The organism is Dyadobacter sp. CY347 (assembly GCF_021502655.1).
Taxonomy (GTDB): domain Bacteria; phylum Bacteroidota; class Bacteroidia; order Cytophagales; family Spirosomataceae; genus Dyadobacter.
On sequence record NZ_JAKFFT010000002.1, the window covers coordinates 1,137,866 to 1,163,851 of the forward strand.

Sequence of the window (25,986 nt, forward strand, 5' to 3'; positions counted from 1 at the left end):
GCTATTTCTTGAAGACTTTGGCACGATCCACTGATCCGTCAGCGAACGTTACCTTAACAATATAAAGCCCTGCCGGGAAAGAGTTGATGTTGAATTCTGAGATCGCGTTCGAAGAATCGGCGTTTTTCTGGTCAAGGATCAGCTTTCCGGAAACATCCATGAACTGCACACGAGCGATCTGATCCAGATCTTTTGAAAGAACAGAAAGGCGGTCGATGGCTGGGTTTGGATAAAAGGCTGTTCTGTTAGCGGATTGGAAGTTAATGCTTCTGATCCGGCTAAAAGCGAAAGTCCCGTCCTTATCAATCATTTTCAAACGGTATAAGTTGTTGCCTGATTTCGGCGTTGCATCTGAAAAAGCGTAAGTAAGAAGCTTAGTACTTTCCCCATTTGACATTACACTGCCTACTGCCATCCACACTTTGCCGTTTTGGCTGCGCTGAATTTCGAAACGGTCGCTGTTTGTTTCCGCTGTTGTTGCCCAGTTTAATGTTACAGACGACTGTTCGCCTTTTTTCACATCAAAGCTTACAAGTGTTACGGGAAGGGAAACTTCTGTGTTGGAAACAGTATTGTTGTTCAGCGAAATTTTTCCGGCTGTGGAAAGCGCCCTTCCGGAAAGCGTCGCACCAGACCCCAGTGAAATGGCGCCCCGGTTCACAACTGTTCCGGTAAATTCGGTGTCGGCTGCCAGGTTGAATGCACCATCAACCAGGAAGTATACATTTTTAGGCAATGTTCCGCCTGTTAAAACAATATTCGCTCCACCGTCAACAGAAAATGCTCCGCCGATTTTAATCACAAAAATCGCATCCGCATCGCCACCTCCGTTCAAAATAAGACTTCCGGAAATTGCCGTTGCGCCAGTGCTGCAATGGATGCCGGGGGCAAGTATTGTTACACCGTCGATCGTGGCACCCAGTACAGGGCCGCAAGGATTAGATGTTTCACTGGCAAGCACAGTATAAGCGTTGGACACCGCTCCTACGGCTGCCAGTCCCTCCGTATCACCAAAATGGGTTTGGCCTGTGACCGTCGCCGAACTACCGGTAACTAGGCCTGCTCCGTTTCCGATATCGCCGGTAACCAGGGTTGTTCCGACATTGGCAAATTCCCCAGCGGAAGTATAAAGTGCAAAGGTTTCAGCCGCGCCTAATGTAGGCACAGTCTGTGCCACACCGAAATGGCAAATTGCAGAAAGTGAAACAGTTAGAATGTTGAAGAAGAAAGATGTTTTCATATTGCTTGGTATAAATTGTGATGATATTATCACAACACAAATATGATTCTTGCTCCATCAAGTAATGTTATAGCATGCGTAGTATTAGTTGTAACATTCACACGTTTTCCAGGTTCCCGCTTCTTTTTCTTTTGAGTTGTTTGTAAAATGAAGGAGTCAGGCCGGTTATCTGTTTAAACTGGTTCGATAAGTAGGCAACGCTGCTGTAATTCAGTTTGTGAGATATCTGCGTCAGGTTCAGCTCGTTATAAAGGATTAGCTCCTTTACACGCTCAATTTTATGGATGATGATAAATTGCTGTATCGTAATGCCTTTTACCTCCGAAAAGACGTTGGCCAGATACGTGTAATCATAGCCCAATTGTTTGCTGATATAATCGGAATGATTTGTTTTTGGCAGCTCATCCGAGTAGTGGATCATCTGGACAATGAGGTTTTTAATTTTTTCAATCAAAATGCTCTTTTTGTCGTCCATCAGTTCCAGGCCTGATTTAAGCAGGTTATTTTTCAGCATTTCACGCTGCTGCGGAAACATCTCTCCTGCAATTTCGACCATTCCAAGGTCAACGAGCGAGTAGGCTATTTCAAGCTTTCGCAGCTCTGCTTCGACCATCATTTTGCACCGCAAACTGACCATGTATTTAATGTAGAGTTTCATTCAAATTATGTGTTCGATGGTTTACGTTAATTATTGATAGGACAGTCCGTTCCCACGCAAGAAAAGTAAGTATAAAAAACCCAACATCTTGAAATAATTGGTCAAATTGTAAAATAAACTCTACGTATATACCTCAAACTATCCAGTTATTTTTTGGGGGTTCATGGCTACCAGATTTGCCGTGAAATTCCGAGCTATACCAGGATATCTATTTATACTACAAGAATTACGCAGATTGGATATGGTAATATTTTTCAATAAAATGCTTGTTTATTCATAAAAAAGATCAAAATACAGTCAATACTAATCAAATCCTGAAACGTTTTTGGTATTATTTTGCTTTAAAATTGTACTGTGAAAATCGATTGAAACAAGTAAAAATCATCATAAACTAAACCTTGCCTATGGATACTCAAAACAGTACTAAATAGCATAACGTTTATAGTATACGGTTAGGTCATTGTGCGTCGTTTCCGCAGCAATGATGCTGATTTAGCCCTTTCCCAGATGTTAACCTGACGAATTGTTTTGTTTGTCGGGGTGGCAATATTATGTCCAACGTTCAACACCATTAATCCTGATTCTTATTTCTCACCGTTAAGTTAAACTCAATTGTATGAATCCACTTAGACGAAATCCCCTCCCGGGGCTTTGCAGGTTTCTTTGTGCCGTAATGGTAGCAGGGATTATGCATTCTCCGGGCATTGTTCCGGCCGCGTTTGCGTCCGCAGCATTAGCACATAATCTGGCTCATAGCGTCGATAAAACCCTGACGGGTAAGGTGATTGATGAAAAAAATACGCCATTGCCGGGTGTAAGCGTCGTAATTAAAGGAACCAGCAGGGGAACAACCACAGGCACAGACGGAAGTTTCACCTTGGTTGTTGAAGACGCAGCCCAGACGCTTACTTTCTCCTTCATCGGATATACATCCCAGGATGTGGCCATTGGCAATCAATCTGCATTTAATGTCACCTTACTGCCTAGCAGCGAGGAACTTACAGAAGTGGTGGTTGTGGGTTACGGAACGCAATCTTCGGCGGCTGTAACGGGAGCGGTGAGCAACATTCAGGCCAAAGACCTGATCCGCACGCCCTCCGTTGGAACTTCTGATGCATTGGTAGGCCGGGTTCAGGGGATTACCGCGCGGAAAGCTGATGCCCGCCCGGGTGCTGCAACCACGATCCAGATCAGGAACCTGGGAACCCCGCTTTTTGTCATCGACGGTATTCCATCCGATGCAGCGAACTTCAATAACCTGGGCCAGAATGACATTGAAAGCGTTTCGATCCTGAAAGATGCTTCTGCCGCAGTATATGGATTGCGTGCAGCGAACGGCGTTGTGCTGGTCACAACAAAGAGAGGAAAAGCAGGCGACGGTCCTGCCAGGATCAACATTTCGGGTTACTATGGTTTGCAGAATTTTACGCGTTATCCTAAGCCTGCGAGCGCTTACCAGCATATGCGGGGCCTCGTGGAATCGGATGTAAACCAGGGCCGTACGCCTTCCATCACGCCTGAGGAGCTCGCCAAGTGGAAAGCTGGCACCGAAAAGGGCTATCAGAGTTTTGATTATTACAAAATGGTCATGCGTCCCAATGTGCCGCAATTTTCGTTAAATGCCAATGTTTCAGGTGGCACTGAAAAGATCAGCTATTTCCTTTCAGTAGGACATTTAAATCAGGATGCATTGATCAAAGACTACAATTTCAAACGCACGAACGTGCAGGCGAACGTGGAGTCGAGCATTACCAAGAGGCTGAAAGTCGGCGCGCAGATCAGCGCGCGGATCGAAGACCGTTTTCAGGTGGGCGTGCCTGGGCTGGACGATTATTTCAACCCGTTCCTGAGTATTTTCACGATGTGGCCCACCGAGCGCCCATACGCCAACGACAATCCTAAATACATCAACCAGACGCACAATGTAAATGTGAACCCCGCCACGTATAAGCGGGACATTACGGGTTACATTGACGAGATCACGCGTGTTGTGAAGGGCAACTTTTATGCAGAATATGATTTTGCATTCGGCCTGAAAGTGAAAGGAACGTATTCATATCAATACCACAATTTCGATTTTGACGGTTTTGAATACACTTATGATGCTTACAATTACGATGCAGCAACAGACAAATACAATGTCGTAGCAGGTGGGGGAAACCAGAATCCCTGGCGCGAACGCCGTAAGCGCAACATTGTGGACCGTTTCGCGCAGTTGCAGCTGAATTATAGCAAAATTTTCGGCGATCACGAACTTTCTGCAGTAGCGGCTTACGAGCAGTCGGATAATGTGAACACTTACCTGGTTGTGCACACCGTTCCGCCCAATAATTACATTCCGTTAATGTCATTTGCCAATCAGGATTTGCTGATCGATGAATGGAGCACGGAAGCACGCGCCGGATACATTGGCCGTGTGAATTATAATTTTAAACAAAAATATCTGCTCGAAGCCGTGGGTCGTTACGATGGTTCTTTCCTGTATGCACCCGGAAAAAGGTTCGGTTTTTTCCCTGGCGTTTCGGCAGGCTGGCGAATCTCGGAAGAGAATTTTTTCAAAGGAAAGCTTGAAAACGTGTTCAGCAGCTTGAAAATCCGCGCTTCATATGGTCGCACGGGGAGTGACAGGAATGCCACTGTTGCCAACGAACCATTCATTGTTGCCCCTTTCAGTTATTTGCCAGGCTATAACTTCCTGCAGGGAAGCGCCATTTTCAATGGACAGTATAATATTGGCGTAAGGCCGCGCGGATTGCCCATTACAACGCTTTCCTGGATCACAAACATTTCTACGAACCTCGGAATTGACTTCGGTTTGCTGGGCGGCAAATTGAATGGTCAGGTTGATATTTTCCAAAGAAAAAGAGACGGACTTCCTGCTGCGCGTTATGATGTGCTGCTGCCGTCGGAAGTGGGTTACACATTGCCCAACGAAAACCTGAACAGTGATACGCACCGCGGAATTGAAGGGGTGTTGACATACAAAAGCTCCGTTGGCCAAATTGACTACACGGTAAGCGCCAATGCAACATTATCCCGCCGCCGTGACCTGGATTTCTACAAACCGCGTTTTGGTAATTCCTATAATGAATACCGCGACTCATACGTAGACCGCTGGGGCAACATCAACTGGGGTTACCAGGTAGAAGGCCAGTTTCAATCACAGGAACAAATTGAAAGCCACCCGATCGACAATGACGGACAGGGCAACCGCACGCATTTGCCAGGGGATTTTATTTACAAAGATGTGAATGGTGATGGCATTATCAACGGTCTGGACGAGCGTCCGATCGGTTACGCGGAAGGCGCGAACCCTTACCTGAGCTTTGCGCTTAACGGAAGCGTTTCTTACAAAGGTTTCTCGCTGTTTGCAGATTTTGCAGGAGCTTCTTTACAAAGTTTCCAGCGTGCTTTTGAATTGAAAGTCCCCTACCAGAACAACGGAACATCGCCACACTTCATGCTCGAAGACCGCTGGCACCGTGAAGATCCTTTTGACCCGAACAGCAAATGGATCCCCGGAACTTACCCTGCGATCAGAAAGGACAATTCGAGCCATGTGAATTTCCGTAAAAGTGATTTCTGGATTACCAATGTTCGGTATATCCGCCTCAGGAACATTGAGTTAGGTTATAGTTTTGATCCAAAGGTTTTCAAGAAACTGGGAAGCAGCGGCCTTCGGGTGTATGTGAACGCAAGCAATCTGTTCTCGATCGACAATGTAAAGAAGTATGAGATCGATCCCGAGATATCGTCCGGTAATGCGCTCGTGTATCCGCAGCAACGCTTGTTTAACGCCGGTTTCAGTATCAATTTTTAATTCAAATTCGCTATGCAACGATTTTCAAAATATATCCTAGCTCTCGTCGTCCTGATCATGTCTGGATGCGCGGAAGAGTGGCTGGACAGAAAGCCGCAAAACATCATTCTGGAAGACCAGATCTGGAACGATCCCAAGCTGATCACCGGTCTGCTTGCCAACTATTACGACCGTTTGCCTTATCACACGGACCTCAACCACGGCTCGACAACGGATAATGCGATCCCCAACAAAGAAGGCTGGCAGGATTTTGCGGCATACGACGAGGCCATGTGGTCTAACAATGACGACGCCCGGAACAACATTGTCACTTACGCATTCGAGCGGTGGCGACTTTGGGATTATGTACTGGTAAGGGACATTAATCTGGCCCTTGAGAACATTGAGAAATTTGGCACTTCACTGACAGAAGATCAAAAAATACTGTTTTCAGCAGAGCTCCGCTTCCTGAGAGCGCAGGTTTATTTTGATCTGGTGAAAAGAATGGGCGGTGTGCCGCTGGTTACCAAGCAGTTGATTTACGACTACAATGGTGATCCGTCATACCTGCAGCAGCCGCGCGCCAAAGAAGAGGAAGTGTATGATTTCATTGCTTCCGAACTCGATGCGATCAAAGACCAGCTGGGCAATGGCGGCAGCAACACGCGCGCCAACAAATACACTGCTATGGCATTGAAAAGCCGCGCAATGCTTTACGCCGGCTCGATTGCCAAATACAACAACCTGATGGCTTCCCCAATTGCAACACCCGGCGGAGAAGTGGGGATCCCGGCATCCCGGGCAGCTGATTACTATGCCAAATCACTGGCGGCTTCGGAGGAGATCATTAACAGCGGCATGTATTCGCTTTACAAAACAAACCCGAACCTGGGTGAGAACTTTTATGATGCAGTAACTAAAAAATCGGCTAATACCGAGATCATCCTGGCGCAGGATTTTTTGGTAAGTAAAGACAAGCGACATGGTTTTACGTATGATAACATTGCCCGCAATGTGCGTGAAGACAACCTGTCTTCTTCATCCATCACGCCATCGCTGAACCTGGTTGAGGATTTTGAATATCTAGACGGCACTTCCGGCGAGCTGAGAACGCGTAACGCAGGGAATACGGACTACATCTATTATAATAATGTAGCCGATGTGTTTGCCAACAAAGATGCCCGCCTTTACGGCACGGTGGTTTATCCCGGAACATCTTTCCGCGGCACGCCGGTGCAGATCCAGGCTGGGGTGAAAGTTTGGAGCGGCGCTACGAACAGTTTTCAGAACGTGGAATCCAACACATTGGGCTCCACGTATGAAGATGGCGGCTTACTAACCGGGTCATCGGGCCCGCAGCGTTCTCAGACTGAGGTTACTAACTCGGGTTTTTATCTGAGAAAATATGTGGATCAAACTGCCATGTCGAGCACACGCGGGATCCGAAGCGATATGTGGTGGGTGCGTTATCGCCTGGGTGAAATTTACCTGAATGCCGCGGAAGCAGCATTGGAAACAGGTAAAACAGCCAATGCATTGAAATATGTAAACCTGGTCCGCGAAAGGGCCGGATTTGGCGCAAACAGCCTCAAAACCCTTACAATAGCGCGCCTGCAAAACGAAAGACGCGTAGAGCTGGCATTTGAAGACCATCGCGTGTGGGACCTGAAAAGGTGGCGGATCGCACATGAGCTATGGAACGGAAACGCCTCGAATCCCGATGCGGTCATGTACGCATTGTACCCTTACCGCATTGTGCGCCCGGGACATGCGACACACGGAAAATACGTGTTCGACAAACTCGTTGCGCCCCGTTTCCGCGCGCCGCGGTTCTTTCAGATGGGCAATTACTATTCGTCCATTGAACAGATCGTGATCGATAACAACCCTAAAATTGTCAGGAACCCATTTCATTGATCCATTATATGAAAGCGACTCACATTCATTTTAAATTTCTGGCCATGCTGGCGCTCTCGGCGCTGCTTGGTGCCTGCGAAAAAGACAACCGCGTTGAGCCAAAATCGGTGCTTACGGGCCGGGTTGTGTACGAAGGGCAGCCCGTAGGGCTGCGCTCCAATGGGGTGCAGCTGGAACTCTGGCAGCGCGGATATCAATTATTTACCAAAATCCCTGTGCATGTAAAGCAGGACGGAACATTCTCCGCCGCATTGTTTGATGGCAATTACAAACTTGTCAGGCTGCGGGGCAATGGTCCGTGGGTGGATAATACGGACACTATTGAAGTTGCGCTGAATGGAAGTGCGCAGCTGGATGTTCCGGTTCAGCCTTATTTTGTATTTCAAAATGAAAATTATGCAAAAGGCGAAGGGAAAGTTTCGGCAACATTCAACCTGAAACAAATCAACGCTTCACGAACATTGGAAAGGGTGAACCTATATATCGGCACCACCAGCATTGTGGATCCAAACAACAACGCAGCCAACGCCCAGGAAATCGCCGCTAACATCAAAGACCTCTCAAAACCAATCACCCTAACCGCCACACTCTCCCCCGCACTAGCCGGCAGGGAGTATGTATATGCAAGGGTCGGCGTGAAGACATCAGGGGTAGGCGAGATGCTGTTCGGGATGCCACAGAAGGTGATGTTGAAGTAGCGTGCTACCATCCCTGTCAAGCTGAGCTACCAGCCTTGTTATGCTAAGCTACCACCCCTGTCATGCTGAGCTACCACCCCTGTCATGCTAAGCTACCACCCCTGTCACGCTGAGCTACCACCCCTGTCATGCTGAGCTACCACCCCCTGTCATGCTGAGCTACCACCCCTGTCATGCTGAGCGTACCACCCCTGTCATGCTGAGCGGAGTCGAAGCACGGTACCAAGGAGTAGCGTGCTTCGAGAACGCGCAGCATGACCGGGGTTGTAGCTAAGCGCCGCGCGCGCCCCCCCCCCCCCCGCCGCCGGGTGCGGCCCCCCCGCCCACCATGACAGGGTTAGTAGCTCAGCATAACAGGGCCATAGTGTTATCAAAACGCCTCTTCAATCAGCTCCCTGTTAATCAACGCGCCGGCCATGGAGCCGGCTGAGACTGCCAGGGCTACGGATCGGGCCATGTGCGAGTTGTCTCCCGCTGCGTAGATGCCTGGGATGGTGGTTTGCTGGAACGTTTCCAGCTTTATGAGCCCGGTTTCTGTCAGTGCGCAGCCCAGTTGTTCAGGAATTTCAGAATGTTGTTTGAATGCGGGGCGTGAATAAATTGCTGTGATGGGCTCCTCGGATTGGTCTTTGAAAACGATCTTTTCAAGGAGCCCATTTTTATGGATTAGCGACGCAATGGGTTTGTCGACAATGCGGATGTTGCGGGTGGAAATCTTTTCGGTTTGCTGAGGTGTCAGTTCGGAAGGGCCGTTTGTGAAAATGGTCAGATCTTTGGTCCAGTGGGAAATCATCTTGGCATATTCAAAACCTCCATCGCCATTTCCCAAGATGCCCGTTTTTTCATTTTTTACCTCGTAACCGTGGCAGTAGGGGCAATGTATGACCGAAATCCCCCAGCATTCGGCATAACCTCCAATGTCAGGCATTTGATCTTTTAAACCTGTGGCGAAAATCAGTTTTTTTGCATTGAATGTGTCGCCGCCAGCCGTTGCTATTTCAAATCCGTCGTCGGTTTTGCTGCCGGTTGTGGCCATGCCATTGTGGAACTTAACGGTTGGATAGTGATCTACTTGTTCTCTTCCAAGAAGTGCGATTTGTTTTGGGGTCTGTCCGTCTTGTGTAAGGAAATTGTGCGAATGGGGTGTTTGGGCGTTGCAAGGTTTGCCGCTGTCGATCACCAATGTTCTTCTTAATGACCTGCCCAGGCTCATTGCTGCTGACAGTCCGGCATAACTTCCGCCAATAATAATTACTTCAAAATCAGTATTTTCCATGATGCTAAATGCTGTAAAGATTTGCTGCGCAGCCGTTTTTATCAACGGTGCGATGATAGCGTAAAGATAGGGAATGTTGCCTTATTTGCAACGTTGTTGCATGTTTAAATTTGCTTATAATAAATAAAACCGGAAACCAATTAAGGTCCCCGGCTTTATGCTACAAATCATGGCTAATAAAGTATCCTGAAAAACTTATTTCCAACCACCGCCCAGGCTGCGGTAAAGGTCCACGCGGGCAATGAGCGACTGGCTGCGGATGAATGCGAGGTTCAGCTCAGCCTGTAAAGCATTTCCCTGGGCAGTAATCACTTCGAGATAGTTGGCCATATCGCTTTTGTAAAGCAATTGTGCATTGGCAATGGCGGCCTGTAAAATGGTCACCTGGTTGTTGGCAATCGCTTCCTGTTCTTTTAATTTCTGCGTTTGGACCAAAGAATTGGAAACCTCGCCGACAGCATTCAGCACCGATTGGCGAAATTCAATCACCGACTGTTCACGCTGGATCTTGGCAACTTCCAGATTGGTTTTCAATTGTCTTCTTGCCAGGATAGGACGCGCAATGGTCCCTGCCGCCAGCCCGAACAGCGAGCCGGGAATGTTGAACCAATTGCTGGATTTAAATGATTCGATCCCGCCACCTGCCGTAATGATCAGCGAAGGATACATACTTGCCTGCGAGACACCCAATTCTGCATTGGCAACCAAAACCGACATTTCCGCAGCCCTGACATCAGGACGGCGGCTCAGAACGGCTGCCGGAACGCCGGTGGCCAGGCTGTCGCTGGCATTGAAATCCGACAACTGCACATTCCGTGCAATGCTGTTGGGCATTTGTCCGGTTAATATTTGCAAGGCATTTTCCTGAATAGCAATGTCCTGTTCCAGCTGCGGAAGAAGCAATGCGATGGACTCGCGCTGCGCTTCGGATTGCTGAATGGAAAGCGAGGTAACTTCTCCCGCATCTTTCAACAAACGGGTGAGCCGCAATGTATTATCGCTCAGTTCGAGGTTGCTTTTGGCGATGGCCAGTTGTTTATCCAGCATTAAAAGATTGAAAAAACCTTTGGCAATGTCGGCAACGAGCTTGGTTTGAACTGCTTTTGTAGCCTCATAGGTTTGCAGATACTGCCCTAATGTCGCTTGCTGCTGCCTGCGTATCTTGCCCCAAATGTCTGCTTCCCAGCTCAGGTTAACCGCGCCCAGATAGTTTTCAATGTGTTTTGATTTCAAAAAATTGCTGGCACTAAGGCCGTTGAGACTGTTGCTTGAAGGGCGGTTATAAGTGCCGGTAATCTGTAAATCCAGGCTTGGGATTTGTAAAAACTTTGCCTGCTTCACCTGCTGTTCAGCCACGTCAATGCGTTTCAAAGCCAGTTGCAGGTCATAATTATAGGACAATCCGCGTTGGATAAGCCCTTGGAGCGTGGTGTCCGGGAAGAATTTTCTCCATTCCATATCTGCAATCGTCGCCGTGTCTGCAAAAGTGACATTGCGATACTGGGTAGGCAGGGCCACTTCGGGTCGTTGATAATCTTTGCTCACTTTGCAGGAGGCAAGCAGCACACTCGTCAGCAGAAAAAGCGGGATATATAGTTGATTCAATTTCGGTTTCATCATTGTGGTTCTTTGTTATGATAGTCGGTTTCGGATTTCAAAAGGCAGATCAATGTGCTGCACCTTCACTGCCCAGTTCTTTGGGCTTACCGACGAATTTTTCTTGTAAATATTGAAAAATGACATACAGAACCGGGATCACAAAAATCCCGAATATCACGCCCGTCAACATCCCGCCAACTGCGCCTGTTCCGATAGACCGGTTACCCAAAGCCGAACCGCCCGTGGCTCTCATCAATGGAATCAAACCGACGATAAAGGCAAAAGAAGTCATCAGGATAGGCCTTAACCTTAGCCGCGAAGCTTCCATCGCCGACTCAACAATGCTCATGCCCGCTTTACGGCGCTGCACCGCGTATTCAATGATCAGAATCGCGTTCTTGGCAAGCAGACCGATAAGCATGATGAGACCTACCTGTACATAAATGTTGTTTTCGATGCCCGATAAATTGATAAAAAGCATTACTCCGAAAACTCCCAGCGGAATTGTGAAAATCACTGCGAAGGGCAGAATATAGCTCTCATACTGGGCCGCAAGTAAGAAATAAACAAACACAAGGCTCAAAACGAAGATCAAAATGATCTGCGAGCCTGCATTGATTTCTTCCCTCGTCATACCCGTCCATTCCGTACGGTAATTGTTTGGTAGAACCTCCGCCGCAGTTTCCTGCACCGCGCGGATGGCATCACCCGTGCTATACCCGGGTTTTGGTGTTCCGTTGATTGCCACTGCATTGTACAGGTTGTTCCGGGTAACCGTTTCTGGTCCGAAAACGCGTTTCAATGTTACGAGCTGGTTGGCAGGCACCATTTCACCCTCCGTATTTTTGACATGGATATTGTTCAATGAAGCAGGATTGGCCCGATAGGAGGCATCCGCCTGCGCCATCACCCGGTAATATTTACCAAATCGGTTGAAATCCGAGACAAAGCTGCTGCCATAGTAGATTTGTAATGTTTGCAACAGCTCGTTCACAGGCACATTCAGCTGCTTCGCTTTGGCATTGTCGATTTCCAGCATATACTGCGGATTCGCCGTGGCAAATGTAGTGAAGGCATAAGCAATCTCTTTTTTCTGCATCAGGGCCGCCAGGAACTTGTTGGTTGTGGCGCTCAGCTTTTCCAGCGAACCATTGCCGCGGTCTTGCAGCATAAATTCAAAACCACTGACGTTACCAAAACCATCCACAGTCGGGAACGTAAAGAAAAACGCATTGGCATCATTCACCGCCCTTACTTTCTGCGACATCATGGCCACGATCTGATCAAAATTCTTCACGTCGCCGCGTTCGGCCTGCGGTTTCATTTTGATAAAACCAACACCATAAGGAGATGCATTGGAATTAGAGATAATATTCATCCCTTCCACAATGTAACGGTTCTCGGCAATTGGCGAGCCTTTTACAATGCTATCCACCTGGGCCATTGCACGTTGCGTGCGGTCCAGCGAGCTTCCCGGAGGCGTGTTAAGCGCATATAATAAGAAGCCCTGGTCCTCGGTAGGGATAAAACCCGTTGGGGTTGTTTGTGTTAACCAAAGTGTTGAGCCTGTAATAACCAGCAAACCTACGATGGTGATCCATTTACGTTTTACTAGGAATTGCAGGCTGCGGATATACTTGTCCGTCATCGTCTGGAAACCCGTATTGAAAGCAGAGAAAAATCTCGCAGAAAAGCCTTTTTGAACTAAATGTCCATTTTGTGACTGATTCGCATGCGGATTTTTCAGGAACAATGCACATAATGCAGGGCTTAATGTCAAGGCGTTAAGGGCTGATATTAAGATGGCTATGGCCAGCGTGAAGGCAAACTGCCGGTAGAAGACCCCGGCCGGACCTTGCATGAAACCAACCGGAACAAAAACTGCCGCCATGACCAGTGTGATCGAAATGATAGCGCCCGAGATCTCGTTCATCGACTCTTTTGTGGCAGGCCGGGCATCCATATGCGTGAGCTCCATTTTGGAGTGGACGGCCTCGACGACGACAATGGCATCATCGACCACAATCCCGATGGCAAGAACCAATGCAAACAGCGTCAGGAAGTTAATGGTAAAACCAAAAATCTGCATGAAGAAAAACGTTCCTACAATGGCCACAGGCACCGCAATGGCCGGGATCAATGTCGAGCGGAAATCCTGCAAGAATATATACACCACAATGAAAACCAGGATAAATGCCTCGATCAATGTCGTGCGAACCTGACCGATTGACTCATCCAAAAAGTCTTTGGAGTTGTACATAATGGTCGTTTTCATCCCCTTAGGAAGTGTTTTTTCAAAATCTGCCAGCAATGCTTCGGCTTGGATCAGGATCTCGTTCGCGTTTGTTCCCGCTGTCTGGAAAACGGCAACCCCGGATGACGGATCGCCATTTAACTTGCCGTTGGATGAATAAGTATAAGAACCAAACTCTACCCGCGCCAGATCCTTCAAACGGATTACCGAACCGTCACTGTTGGCTTTAATGATAATGTTCTCATATTCAGTATTCTGCGTTAGTTTTCCTTTGTATTTCAATACATATTCAAAAACCTCCTTGCTACTCTCACCCAAACGGCCCGGAGCGGCCTCGAGGCTTTGTTCACGAATGGCATTTGTAACTTCCTGGGGCGATAATTTGTAGGCAGCCAGACGATCTGGTTTCAGCCATATCCGCATTGAATAATCCCGTGTTCCGAAAGGCTGGGCCTGTCCGACACCGGGTATACGTTGCAGCTGCGGCACCAGATTGATCTTGATGTAATTCAATAAAAATGTCTCGTCATAAGTGCTGTCTTCACTGGACAACGCCACAAACATGATGATGCTGTTCTGCTGTTTCTGTGTAGAAATCCCAGCCTGAACCACTTCCTGAGGAATCTGGCTTACCGCTTTGGAAACGCGGTTCTGTACGTTAACTGCCGCAATATCTGGATCTGTGCCCTGCTTGAAATACACATTCAGCGCCATCGTGCCATCATTATTGGACGACGAAGTCATATAGGTCATGTTTTCAACACCATTCACGGCTTCTTCAATCGGCGTGGCCACCGCGCGGGCAACCACTTCGGCATTCGCTCCCGGATAAACCGCGGTAACCTGTACGGTCGGCGGGGCAATGTCGGGGAACTTGGTAATCGGCAATGTCGTCAGCGCGATCCCTCCCAGTAATAGTATAAGGATGGAGATAACCGTCGAAAGGACAGGCCTTTCTATAAATTTCTGAAACATAAATATATTGTTGTGCCCCGGAGTGTCAGGGCATGGTTGAGTGAATTTTGTTTTGCACACGGATAGCGGTCCATAGCATGAGGTCGCTATGGCGCTATTCGTTGGGTGGGACCACTTTTTTGTTAAATCAGCTTAAATAGGATTGGCTAGCAGCAGGCTGTCCATCGACATATTCTGAGGAGCAATGGCCATTCCATCCCTGAGCCTGTCCAAACCATTGTACACGATCTTTTCACCGGGTTTCAATCCTTTGGAAATCAGGTAGTAACGGCCGCTTCTGTCTGAAACGGTTACCGGGCGGCCTTCCACTTTGTTGCTGTCCAGGAGCGTGTACACAAACACTTTGTCTTGCAGCTCAAATGTGGCTTCCTGCGGAATCAGGACAGATTTGGTAAGCTCCCTGGGAATCCTTACCCTGCCCGTGTTGCCGGAACGCAGCAGTCCGTTCACATTCGGAAATGTTGCGCGGAAATTGATGGCGCCCATGGTTTTGTCAAACTGGCCTTCCACAACTTCAACTTTTCCTTTCTGCGGATAAACGCTGTTATCGGCCAGAAGCAGCTCAACAGCAGGAATTTGCTTGATCTTTTGCTCCACGGTATTGCCCGGAAACTGATTTTTAAATTCAAGAAAATCCAGCTCGCTCATGGAGAAGTAGACGTGAATGTCCTTGGTTTCAGACAGCACCGTAAGCGCCTCCATCGTTCCTTTGCCCACGAGGCTTCCCGTTTTGAACGGAATAGTGCCTATATAACCATCCGCCGGCGCTTTGATGGACGTGTACCCAATGTTGATCTTTGCAGCATCCACAGCGGCCTGCGCTTGCGCAACATTGCCTTTTGCAGCATCATAGGCCGCTTTTGCTGATTTTAACTGCACATCAGAAACCACATTGTTTGCAACAAGCGGCGTAAGTTTATCAACATTAATGGCCGCACTTTCCAAAGCTGCTTTTGCCGATTGCAGGCTTGCATTCGCCGTATTAAGCTGCTCGGAATAAGGACGGGCGTCTATGTGAAAGAGCGTCTGACCCTTTCGTACATACGCACCTTCGTCTACCGATATTTTATCAAGGTAACCGTCCACTTGCGGACGGATCTCGATATCGCGGCTTCCTTCTATGGATGCGGTGAATTCCCTGTAAGCTGTAACCTGCTGGTCACTTACGGTGAGTACGGGCAAAGCCTGGGCGGGCATTTCGGCAGGTGCGTTGGCTGTGGAGGAGCCGCAGCTGTAAAGTGTGCCGATTAATCCGGTTAAGAGTAAAGTTGAGACAAGCTTTCTGGTTGTGGTTAATTGATTCGTTTTCATGGCGTTGAAGATTGTTTTTTGTGGTGGAAATAGACTTCTTTCAGAGATAGTGCGGTTATTATTACTAACAGTGTTAGCTTATTTTCAAAAAAATTATAAATTTTTGATGAATGCTTCCACAGTATCATCCATTACTTTCTTGTTCATTGTAGAATCGTCGATATCGGAGCAGCGCATCATAACGATTGAAATCAAACCGTGAAGTACCGACCAGAACGCATAAATTTTAAAGCAGGTTTCATCATCGCTCGATTTTTTTTCCTTTACTATTCCCTCAATGGCCTGCCCGATATAATCACGGAAACAGTTTAATTGGGGCTTCACCCTTCCGATCCCGGAGCAGGGCATGCCTAGTCCGTACATCAGTTGGTAATATTCAGGATTCTTAAATGCAAAGCTCCAATAAGCCTCAGCGTGTGCTTTGAGAAGTTGCTCGGGGTTGGGGTATTTTTTCTTGTTCTTTTCGAGCGTTCTTTCCAGCAACCGAAAACCATCCATAGAAAGTTCAAAAAGGATGGCTTCTTTATTTTCGAAGTGATCGTAAATGACAGGAACGCTGTACTCGATGGCATCGGCAATTTTCCGTATCGACAGTGACTGCCACCCTTCATCCTTTACAAGCTGTAAGGCCACGGACAAAATATTGGTCCGCATGTTTTCTTTCTGCCTTATTCTTCGTTCGACGATGCCCATTTTTTCAAAAAATACCTAACGGTGTTAGCAAAGGTAGGGGCGTTTTTCGAATTTGTCAAGAGTTAATCCCACTTGTTTTCTTCAATGTCGCTTTTCAGGATATTATTGATGGAAACTTTCGCATCCAGCAGCACATAAATGCTCGTTCCACGCTCCCGCGCATACGGATTTTCTATCTTTCCGATGCGGCGGATTGTCTGGAAAAGTGGTTTTTCCTTATTTCGTTCCGGATCGTCATCGTCTGCATTCTGGACCAGGATCAAATGTTTTATTTCTTCATCCAGAGGGACCCAGTTAATGTAATCTGCATTCATAGTCACTGCCTGGATATTTTTGAATTTGGAATAATAGTTAATCGCGCCTGCCTGTCCGTAATTGTCGCAAAGGACAACTGTATGTTTTTTGTCACCGATCTTCGCATATTCTGCATCCACTTTTTGTGCAAGTTCCTTCCAGCCAAGCATATCCGCAAAATCCTGGGGCAGCTCATGATCCTTTCCGTCTTCCCAGCGCAGCAAGCCGAGCGTTTGGTATGGCTTCGAGTTTTTGGCAATCTCAGACGCACTTTTGGTCGGAAATGCAACCTGGAAAATCGGAATGAACAATGCCAGACTGATCACGATGGATACGGGCCGGAGCCATATCAGGCGATTTTGAAATACATATTCAAGATAAACTGACCCAAAGGAAATGAAGATCGGATAGAGCCCGATGGCATAATAACCTTTGGCCTTTAAATAGGTAAACAGCGCCAGCGTAAACACAAGCGACCAGAAAAAAACCTGGTATTTTCTGAATGCAGGATAGGCAAAAAAAGAAACAAATGCAGCTAGGATAACGAAGATCGAGCCTATAAAATAAAGGAGTTGCTCTTTGAGAAAATCAATCCTGTTCACGTTCACCAGCTGAGATTTCGCGAGCAGTTTCATGTGATGGATCACCGGAAAATTGTTCTGATACTGCCAAAGCAAATTCGGCAGGATGATGACCAGCGTGATGAGTGCGGCGATGTATAATGCCTTGTTTTTGAATATTTTAAAGTTTCCTGTGACCAACAGCGCAGGAACCAGGCCGGCGATGAGGAACACAATGTTGTATTTATTTAAAAAACTGAAACCAAGCACAATGCCGGTTATATAAAGCCATTTATTTTCTTCTGTTTTAAGATAATGCAGCATGCAAAAATACAGCAACGTCCAGCCCAGAATGTCTGCGGAATTGGGCTGATAAAGCATATTCATGCGCAGCAGCACCGAAAAAGTGATGGCCGTTGCCCCTAATATCAAAGCATACAAACCGCCGCCCAATGTTTGAATGGCTTTCCACACCGCAACCAATGTGCATACGCCAAAAAAAGCAGGAAAAAACCTTACCCAAAATTCACCATTTCCCAGCAACAGGATGATATAGGAAATCCAGGAAGTGAACGGCGGCACAGACAAATATCCCCAGGCCAGATGTTTTCCCTGGTCCAGATGCAAATATTCATCCCGGTGCAGATCATATTCCGGAGCAATGATCACATAATGCAGGATAAATTTTACGAGGATAAATAACCAGAGTATCAGTGTTTTCTTCGTCATCACAAGCGGTTCAGGGCGAATTTTTTTAATTTCGTTTCAATGTAACTAAGTTGGCAATTCGCTTGTCACTTTTGACCTGGAAATTGAGATTTTTTTTGCATCGTTAGTTGGAAAATGGAAATGAGTTGCAAAGCCTGCCTAATGCCTCTGCTTAAATAGTTACTAGTTATTTAGTTATAGCTTTGAGCCGAATAAAATGCTTATTCGGCTCAAAATTTGCTTATATTTGAGCCGAATAGGAGATTTAATCGGCTCATGACATATAACTGGGAACTTTCTGACTGGCCAAACTTTGCATTTTCAAGCAATGATGTAGAGGCTATACTCTATGATTTTGCTATGGAAACAGGTGAAATCACTGGCATTCTCAAAACCCTGCCAGCGGATATTCAGCAGGAATCACTCTTAGAGCTCATGCTTTCCGAGGCCATCAAAACATCGGAGATTGAAGGAGAGTTTTTGAGTCGGCTCGACGTAATGACGTCGATAAGGAATAATCTTGGCCTTAACAAAACGCATGAGCAAGTCCGCGACCCGAAGGCACGTGGCATAGGCGCACTCATGGTGGATGTTCGTAAAACATTCTCCGAACCACTTACTGATCAAACATTATTCCACTGGCATAAGCTCCTCTTTACATCAGAAACCCGAATTCAAGTTGGGCGTTGGCGAACGGGTGCTGAGCCTATGCAAGTCATTTCGGGTAGTATAGGGAAAGGAGAAGTGCATTTTGAAGCGCCGCCATCAGCTATCGTTCCGGCAGAAATGGAGCGTTTTCTTGTTTGGTTTAACGAAACAGCACCGGGTGGAAGCCGCATCATTAGCAGCGCACCGATTCGGGCCGCCATGGCCCACTTATATTTTGAAACCATTCATCCTTTTGAAGATGGGAATGGTCGGATCGGTCGTGCGATTGCCGAAAAAACATTATCCCAAACGTTAGGGCGGCCCATTATGATGAGTTTGTCGCGGACCATTGAAGCCGACAGGAAGGGTTATTATGCCGCTTTGAAAAAGGCGCAACGGAGCAATCACATTACAGAATGGATCAGTTATTTTGTAAACGTCATATTGCAAGCGCAGCGCGAAAGCCGTGAACTGATTGATTTTACATTAAAGAAAACACAGTTTTTTGACCAGCATAAAGAGCGGCTCAATGATCGTCAGCTGAAAGTGGTTCAACTCATGCTCCAAGCAGGTCCAGCCGGTTTTGATGGAGGAATGTCAGCAAAAAAATACATGAGCATTGCCAAAATCTCCAAAGCCACAGCCACCCGCGATCTGCAAACATTGCTCGAAATGAACGTGTTGCAAGCCGAAGGCGGTGGTAGGAGTGTCCGTTACCGCCTAATGATTTAAGCAGCCACCATTTCGTTTAATTCGTCAAGGATTTGTTTCATCTCCCGATCCGAAACACCGCTGTGGCGGAGCTGTAAGATGCCAGCAAGCTGTGCATTAAGCCTTTTCAACTGCCAGTATTTGGAATGGTTGGGGCCGATGGGCGGATAAAATGTGTTTTCATCAGAATCTTTCACCAGCACAATCAGCTCGAAGGCTACCCGTGAATGATTCTGTACAGCATTGGCAAAAACCTTTACACACCTCCCGGTTTTCAAGGTAAATTCTCGTTCGAAGTCCATTGAGTAATGATGCTTTTAAGGGCAACGGTTTGAAACAAGGATAAAAGAATCGCCTCAAACGTTGCACGCAAAAGCATTTTTATTCTCAGGAAAAGGCATCCAGGCAGCTAACTGGCTGGAACAGACAGCTGTGTTGCCTGTGCAAAAATCCTTTTTTTATCGATCAACTATTCTGCCGATGCTGTCAGCGACAATTTGAGATCGGACATGAGTTTGAACATTGCATTATTGATCCCGTCAAGATCCGCTTTTGCATTTTTGAGGTTGGTTTCCGCTTCCGTGCGTTTTTTCTTGCTTTGCTCGGTTTTGACGGCCACTTCCTTCTCCATTACGGCATCATTGTCCTTTATCCCAAGCCTGACCGGGCTGTGCGTGGTGGAAATGCCGTCCAGTTTATCGATCCGGACATTGTACTGCTGGTCTTTGCATTCAATGGTCAGGTCAAAACGGACGTACTCATAGGTGATGCTCGGCACTGGCGCGTAGCTGGTTAGAATGAGCTTACCAAGCTGCGGATCTTCAAATGTGACCGCGTTTTCATAATTGCCAAATGTCTTGCTGATCCAGTTCTGGGCTTCCTTAAATATTTCTGTTTTCGATTTTTTCGGCTGTCCGGAATCAGAATAGAAGACGTTTTTCTGTGCGTCGAGCGGCAATAAGCCAGATTGTGAAAAGCCTTTTTGGCCTATAAAAAGAAGCAGGATCAGAAGTAATTTTTTCAAAGTAATTGCAGATGTTTTAGGTGATAAAGGTAACAACAAAAGTTTTGGCAGCGCGATCGGTGTGCAGTTCAACTGGAATTAATATATTCGGCCCGCCACTTATCCTGACCCCACATGAGAAAGTATTTATTGTTTCTGGTTATATTTTTCACTTGCCTAGCCTCGGCACCGCGCCGGATTTCCTGGGTCGCAATTGGCGATTCGATCACGTATCTGAATGATCACCAGGACGAAACCGGCAACCGGATTACCAAAGGTTATATGACATTGATCGGCGAAAAATTTCCGCGCGTCGGCTACATTAATAAAGGTTACAACGGCTGGACGTCGATCAACATTGCGGATAAAATCGAAACGCTGGAATTGCCTAAGGCGGAAGTTTACAGTGTTTTTCTGGGGACAAACGACTGGTGGCAGGGAAAAGACCTTGGGTCAATTGATGATTTTAAACAAAAAACCGGCACAAAAACCGTGTACGGTGCATTCCGGGTGATTACCGATAAATTGAAGCAGTTGAATAAAAAGGCCAACATCATTCTGATAACGCCCATGCAGCGCGGGGATTTTGTTTATATCAACAACCCAAAAAACAATGCATTCGGCTCTTACAAGCCTAAAAACGGCCGGAATCTGGAAGAATTTGCCAATGCGGTTTTAGAAATCGGCAACCTCGAAAAGATTCCCGTAGTTGATCTCTATCACGAAAGTGGAATGACGGTTGAAAATATGGTTAATTTCAAAAAACTCAAAGACCCAGCTACCGGCGATTACAAAAACTTCACCTACCCAGACTACACAACCATCCCTTTCAACCCCGAAAAAGACGAATATCCCTATCCTCCTGAATCCGTGAACATGACCTACGACGGCCTGCACCCCTCCGACAAAGGCTACAAGATCATCGCAGAGATGCTTGAAAAGAAGTGGAAGCGTTTGCGGTGAATAGTGAGAAGGCAAATTGCCGACAATTGGGTATATTTGAGTTAAGAAAACATCCAGGATTATGCTTACTGTTATAGAAGGCACCTATGAAAATGGACAGGTTATCCTTGATCATAAGCCAAAAATTGAGAACAAAACCAAAGTCGTAGTCATATTCGAGGAAACTGAAATGCCTGCTGAAACTTTGATAAGACGCCCTTTTGGTATTTCAAAAGGAAACATCACACTAAGTCCGGACTTTAATGATCCACTGGACGACTTAACAGACTATATGTAAATGAAAGTTTTGCTGGATACACATGCTATGGTATGGTTTATATAAGGGGATCGCCAAATCTCACACAAAGCCAGACAAATTATAGAAGATACGAATAATGAGGTGCTGGTAAGTGCGATAGGTCTTTTCGAAATTTCGATTAAGCTCAAATTATGCAAACTGGTCCTGCGTAAGTCGCTGGCGGATATATTTCAAGACATTAAAAATGCCGGAATCGTAACTATTTCAATTCAAGATAGGCATCTTTTGGAGTATCAGAGCCTGGAACTCAACCCAGAACATCGTGATCCCTTTGATCGTCTGATCATTGCAACTGCAATTTCAGAACAAGCTGCTATTGTGAGTATAGACCAGCATTTTGCCTATTATCAGAATCTGGTGGAAATTCTTTGGTAGGATTGAAAAATCGGTAGGGAACGGAACAACTGTACTGATTCTGACTGTTACTTTGGCAGAGCGCAATTTTTACACTTCAAATGGGCATTGGGAAAAAAATCAGTTACCTTTGCGCCATAATTCGATATCATGATCTACTTTTTTGCAGACGAACAGAACACTGTTTTTGCGGTCCAGATAGAGCGAACGCTAACAGAATCAGATACTTCCAAATTAAGCTGGCTTTTTGGCGGCGCGGAATTCCGGGATGAAACCGTCATCACGGAGTTTTTTGTTGGTCCCCGTGCCGCAATGATCACGCCGTGGAGCACCAATGCCGTAGAGATTACCCAGAATATGGACATTCAGGGCATTATCCGCATTGAGGAATTCAAAAAAGTGAATGCGGATTTCACGGATTTCGATCCCATGCTTTCACAAAAGTACAGCGAGCTGAACCAGGAGATTTATACCATTAGCATTCAGCCGGAATCTATTCTGGAAGTGGCTGATATTGCGGCATATAACAAGCAGGAAGGTCTTTCGCTAAGTGATGAGGAAGTTGATTATTTGAATAAACTTGCTGAAAAACTGAACCGCAAGCTAACGGATTCAGAGGTTTTTGGCTTCTCCCAAGTCAACTCCGAGCATTGCCGTCACAAGATCTTCAACGGAACATTTGTCATCGACGGTGAAGAACAGCCGGTTTCACTTTTCAAACTGATCCGCAAGACATCTGAAACGAACCCTAATTCCATCGTTTCTGCCTATAAGGACAATGTTGCTTTTGTTAAGGGCCCGGTTGTGCAGCAATTTGCGCCAAAAAGACCGGATGTTCCTGAATATTATGAGATTAAAGATTTTGAATCCGTTCTTTCACTGAAAGCGGAAACGCATAATTTCCCTACAACCGTTGAACCATTCAATGGTGCCGCAACGGGGTCTGGTGGGGAAATCCGCGACCGGCTTGCAGGCGGTCAGGGCTCTTTGCCATTGGCTGGAACGGCGGTTTACATGACTGCACTGTCTCGTTTGGAGGAAAATCGTCCCTGGGAAAAGGGCGTTGAAGAACGCGAATGGCTTTACCAGACGCCAATGGATATTCTTATCAAAGCCTCAAATGGTGCAACGGATTTTGGAAATAAATTCGGGCAGCCGCTGATCGTTGGCTCCGTGCTGACATTCGAACACGAGGAACTGGGTAGGAAATTGGGTTATGACAAGGTGATTATGCAGGCGGGTGGCGTTGGCTACGGCATTGCAGATCAGGCCAAAAAATCCAAACCGGAAACGGGCGACCAGATCGTGGTGATGGGTGGTGAAAACTACCGGATCGGAATGGGCGGTGCGGCGGTTTCTTCTGCTGACACGGGCGCATTTGGTTCTGGCATTGAGTTAAATGCAATTCAGCGTTCCAATCCTGAGATGCAAAAGCGTGTTGCCAATGCCGTACGCGGGATGGTTGAAAGCGGAAATAATTCAATTGTTTCTATCCACGATCACGGCGCGGGCGGACATTTAAACTGTCTTTCTGAGCTCGTTGAGGAAACCGGCGGGAACATTAACCTGGACAAATTGCCTGTTGGTGATCCGACGCTTTCGGCCAAGGAAATCATTGGTAATGAGTCGCAGGAACGTATGGGACTGGTGATTAGCAAAGAAAATCTGGAAACATTAAAACGCATTGCTGACCGTGAGCGCGCACCGCTTTATCAGGTTGGCGAAGTGACCGGCACGCATCGTTTTACATTCGAGTCTGAGAAAACCGGTGCGAAGCCGATGGACTTGGAAATGGAGGATATGTTTGGCAGTTCACCGAAAACGGTGATGGCTGATAAAACCATTCAAAGAAATTACGAGCCTGTCACTTATGAAGTTGGCAAGCTGCATGAATATTTAGAGCAAATGTTGCAACTGGAAGCGGTTGCGAGCAAAGATTGGCTGACAAACAAAGTGGACCGTTGTGTGGGCGGGCATGTGGCCAAGCAGCAATGCGCAGGCCCTTTGCAATTGCCGCTGAACAATGTAGGCGTTATGGCGCTGGATTTTCAGGGAAAAGATGGCATCGCAACATCAATCGGTCACGCACCGCTTTCGGCATTGATCGATCCGGCCGCGGGAAGCCGAAATGCGATTGCCGAGGCGCTTTCTAACCTTGTCTGGGCTCCATTGAAAGATAACCTGACCAGCGTTTCGCTTTCTGCAAACTGGATGTGGGCTTGTAAAAATGAGGGTGAAGATGCACGTCTGTATAAGGCTGTGAAAGCTTGTTCGGAATTTGCGATCAGTCTGGGCATCAACATTCCTACTGGCAAGGATTCGCTTTCGATGAAGCAGAAATACAAAAATGACGAAGTGATCGCGCCGGGAACTGTAATTATCTCAGCAGCCGGACATTGTGATGACATTACTGCGGTGATTGAGCCAGTTTTGAAGAAAACGGGTGGATCTGTTTACTACATCAATCTTTCGGGAGATACATATAAGCTGGGCGGTTCGTCATTTGCTCAGATATTAAATAAAATTGGAGATCAAACGCCTGATATTCAGGATGCAGATAAGTTTAAAAATGCATTCAACGCCATTCAGCATTTGATCAAAGAAGGTAAAATCCAGGCCGGCCACGACATTGGCAGCGGCGGGTTGATCACTACATTGCTTGAAATGTGCTTTGCAGACCGCGATCTGGGCGCTTCCATTGATCTCTCAGCATTGGGAGATCAGGATATTGTTGAAAAGCTTTTTGCGGAAAATATCGGGATCGTTTTTCAGGCAGATGAATCGGCAGAATCGGCGCTGGAATCACAAGGCGTTGATTTTTACAAAATCGGAACGGTCAACCTTGCTTCTACACTGACAGTGAAAGACGCAACCGGCAAATGGGATTTTGATATTGAAACTCTGCGTGATGTTTGGTTTAAAACATCCTATTTATTGGATAAAAAGCAAACCAAACCAGAGCTCGCCAAGGAGCGTTTTGATCATTATAAGAACCATTTGCTGCGCTACAAATTCCCGGCTCAATTCGATGGCAAAAAACCGGTTATCGATGAGTCGAAGCCAAGACCAAAAGCAGCGGTGCTTCGTGAAAAAGGCAGTAATTCGGAGAGAGAATTGGCCAATGCCATGTATCTGGCCGGTTTCGATGTGAAAGACGTCCATATGACCGATCTGATTTCCGGTCGGGAAACTTTGGAAGATATTCAATTTATAGGTGCAGTAGGAGGGTTCTCCAATTCCGACGTTTTAGGTTCTGCCAAAGGTTGGGCCGGGGCTTTTCTTTATAATGAAAAGGCCAAAATTGCGCTTGAAAAATTCTTTGCGCGTAAGGATACATTATCGGTGGGCGTTTGTAACGGCTGTCAGCTTTTTGTGGAGCTGGGTTTGATCAATGAAAACCACGAGCAGAAACCCAAAATGCTGCACAATGCGAGCGGGAAGCACGAAAGTATTTTCACTTCACTGACCATTCAGCCAAACAAATCCGTTATGCTTTCCACGCTGGCAGGCAGCACATTGGGCGTTTGGGTTTCACATGGAGAAGGCCGCTTTAACTTCCCATATTCTGAGGATCAATACAACATTGTTGCCAAATATGCCTATGAAACGTATCCGGCCAGTCCAAATGGTTCCGCATTCAACACTGCAATGCTTTGCGACGAAACCGGCCGCCACTTAGTCATGATGCCACACATCGAAAGATCCCTTTTCCAGTGGCACTGGGCGAATTATCCCGAAGGCAGAAAGGATGAGGTTAGTCCTTGGCTGGAAGCGTTTGTGAACGCTCGGGAGTGGGTTGAGGGTGTTCGCCGGGATTGAAATCCCGGGTTTTGGGATTGGTTGTGCCTGACGGCACTTTGCTTGGGGATGTCAGTGCCGTTAGGTACAGTTATCTTTTTGGGTCGGGATTTATCCTGGCCTTTGTTTTTGCTCTCCGGGATTGAAATCCCGGGTTTTGGGATTGGTTGTGCCTGACGGCACTTTGCTTGGGGAATGTTAGTGCCGTCAGGCACGGTCATATTCTTGG

Annotated in this window: 18 protein-coding genes; 8 read left to right on the plus strand and 10 right to left on the minus strand. The window is 46.8% G+C overall.

All coding sequences use genetic code 11. The features are described from left to right. Position 1: 1 nt before the first annotated feature. Positions 2-1,240 carry an ice-binding family protein gene (locus L0659_RS05550; RefSeq protein WP_235124711.1) on the minus strand — a complete coding sequence of 413 codons (1,239 nt, stop codon included), beginning with the start codon at positions 1,238-1,240 and terminating at the stop codon, positions 2-4. A 97-nt stretch (positions 1,241-1,337) separates the two neighbouring features. After that, a complete protein-coding gene (locus L0659_RS05555) occupies positions 1,338-1,898 on the minus strand; it encodes an AraC family transcriptional regulator (protein WP_235124712.1) in 561 nt (186 codons plus the stop codon). A gap of 616 nt (positions 1,899-2,514) precedes the next feature. On the opposite strand from L0659_RS05555, the gene L0659_RS05560 reads away from it, so the two are divergent. From L0659_RS05560 to L0659_RS05570, 3 genes are read left to right on the plus strand one after another with little or no spacing between them, the layout of a single operon-like run. Then, positions 2,515-5,718, plus strand: a complete 3,204-nt coding sequence (locus L0659_RS05560; protein ID WP_235124713.1) for a TonB-dependent receptor — start codon at positions 2,515-2,517, stop codon at positions 5,716-5,718. Between the two features lie 12 nt (positions 5,719-5,730). Beyond that, positions 5,731-7,614 carry a RagB/SusD family nutrient uptake outer membrane protein gene (locus L0659_RS05565; protein WP_235124714.1) on the plus strand — a complete coding sequence of 628 codons (1,884 nt, stop codon included), beginning with the start codon at positions 5,731-5,733 and terminating at the stop codon, positions 7,612-7,614. Between the two features lie 8 nt (positions 7,615-7,622). Further along, positions 7,623-8,312 (plus strand): DUF3823 domain-containing protein, encoded by a 690-nt coding sequence (locus tag L0659_RS05570; RefSeq protein ID WP_235124715.1) that lies wholly within the window; start codon positions 7,623-7,625, stop codon positions 8,310-8,312. 370 nt (positions 8,313-8,682) lie between these two features. On the opposite strand, the gene L0659_RS05575 is transcribed toward L0659_RS05570, so the two are convergent. The 6 genes from L0659_RS05575 to L0659_RS05600 form a co-directional block, all read right to left on the minus strand. Continuing rightward, the gene (locus L0659_RS05575) at positions 8,683-9,588 is read right to left on the minus strand and encodes an NAD(P)/FAD-dependent oxidoreductase (protein WP_235124716.1); all 906 of its coding nucleotides are present in this window, start codon (positions 9,586-9,588) and stop codon (positions 8,683-8,685) included. Between the two features lie 195 nt (positions 9,589-9,783). Further along, positions 9,784-11,208, minus strand: a complete 1,425-nt coding sequence (locus L0659_RS05580) for an efflux transporter outer membrane subunit (RefSeq protein WP_235124717.1) — start codon at positions 11,206-11,208, stop codon at positions 9,784-9,786. Positions 11,209-11,254: 46 nt separating this feature from the next. Continuing rightward, positions 11,255-14,416, minus strand: a complete 3,162-nt coding sequence (locus L0659_RS05585; RefSeq protein WP_235124718.1) for an efflux RND transporter permease subunit — start codon at positions 14,414-14,416, stop codon at positions 11,255-11,257. A gap of 132 nt (positions 14,417-14,548) precedes the next feature. Continuing rightward, positions 14,549-15,727 carry an efflux RND transporter periplasmic adaptor subunit gene (locus L0659_RS05590; RefSeq protein WP_235124719.1) on the minus strand — a complete coding sequence of 393 codons (1,179 nt, stop codon included), beginning with the start codon at positions 15,725-15,727 and terminating at the stop codon, positions 14,549-14,551. A gap of 93 nt (positions 15,728-15,820) precedes the next feature. Next, positions 15,821-16,381 (minus strand): TetR/AcrR family transcriptional regulator, encoded by a 561-nt coding sequence (locus tag L0659_RS05595; RefSeq protein ID WP_235124720.1) that lies wholly within the window; start codon positions 16,379-16,381, stop codon positions 15,821-15,823. Between the two features lie 101 nt (positions 16,382-16,482). Then, positions 16,483-18,003, minus strand: coding sequence for a glycosyltransferase family 39 protein (locus L0659_RS05600; RefSeq protein WP_235124722.1), 1,521 nt, complete (start codon positions 18,001-18,003; stop codon positions 16,483-16,485). Positions 18,004-18,258: 255 nt separating this feature from the next. Between L0659_RS05600 and L0659_RS05605 the strand changes: the two genes are divergently transcribed. After that, on the plus strand, positions 18,259-19,362 hold the full coding sequence (locus tag L0659_RS05605; protein ID WP_235124723.1) for a Fic family protein: 1,104 nt from the start codon (positions 18,259-18,261) through the stop codon (positions 19,360-19,362). Here the strand turns inward: L0659_RS05605 and L0659_RS05610 are convergent. Both L0659_RS05610 and L0659_RS05615 read right to left on the minus strand, forming a co-directional pair. Next, positions 19,359-19,643 (minus strand): hypothetical protein, encoded by a 285-nt coding sequence (locus tag L0659_RS05610; RefSeq protein ID WP_235124724.1) that lies wholly within the window; start codon positions 19,641-19,643, stop codon positions 19,359-19,361. The genes L0659_RS05605 and L0659_RS05610 overlap by 4 nt on opposite strands. Before the next feature lie 167 nt (positions 19,644-19,810). Beyond that, positions 19,811-20,365, minus strand: a complete 555-nt coding sequence (locus tag L0659_RS05615) for a DUF4468 domain-containing protein (protein WP_235124725.1) — start codon at positions 20,363-20,365, stop codon at positions 19,811-19,813. Between the two features lie 114 nt (positions 20,366-20,479). On the opposite strand from L0659_RS05615, the gene L0659_RS05620 reads away from it, so the two are divergent. From L0659_RS05620 to purL, 4 genes are all read left to right on the plus strand, one after another. After that, a complete protein-coding gene (locus tag L0659_RS05620) occupies positions 20,480-21,307 on the plus strand; it encodes an SGNH/GDSL hydrolase family protein (RefSeq protein WP_235124726.1) in 828 nt (275 codons plus the stop codon). 61 nt (positions 21,308-21,368) lie between these two features. Continuing rightward, positions 21,369-21,584: an antitoxin AF2212-like protein gene (locus L0659_RS05625; RefSeq protein ID WP_235124727.1), complete on the plus strand. Its 216-nt coding sequence runs from the start codon at positions 21,369-21,371 to the stop codon at positions 21,582-21,584. 57 nt (positions 21,585-21,641) lie between these two features. Continuing rightward, the gene (locus L0659_RS05630) at positions 21,642-21,980 is read left to right on the plus strand and encodes a type II toxin-antitoxin system VapC family toxin (protein ID WP_310590684.1); all 339 of its coding nucleotides are present in this window, start codon (positions 21,642-21,644) and stop codon (positions 21,978-21,980) included. Positions 21,981-22,109: 129 nt separating this feature from the next. Continuing rightward, entirely contained in the window at positions 22,110-25,778 is a 3,669-nt protein-coding gene (gene purL, locus L0659_RS05635; RefSeq protein WP_235124729.1) for a phosphoribosylformylglycinamidine synthase, read from the plus strand. Positions 25,779-25,986 lie beyond the last annotated feature (208 nt).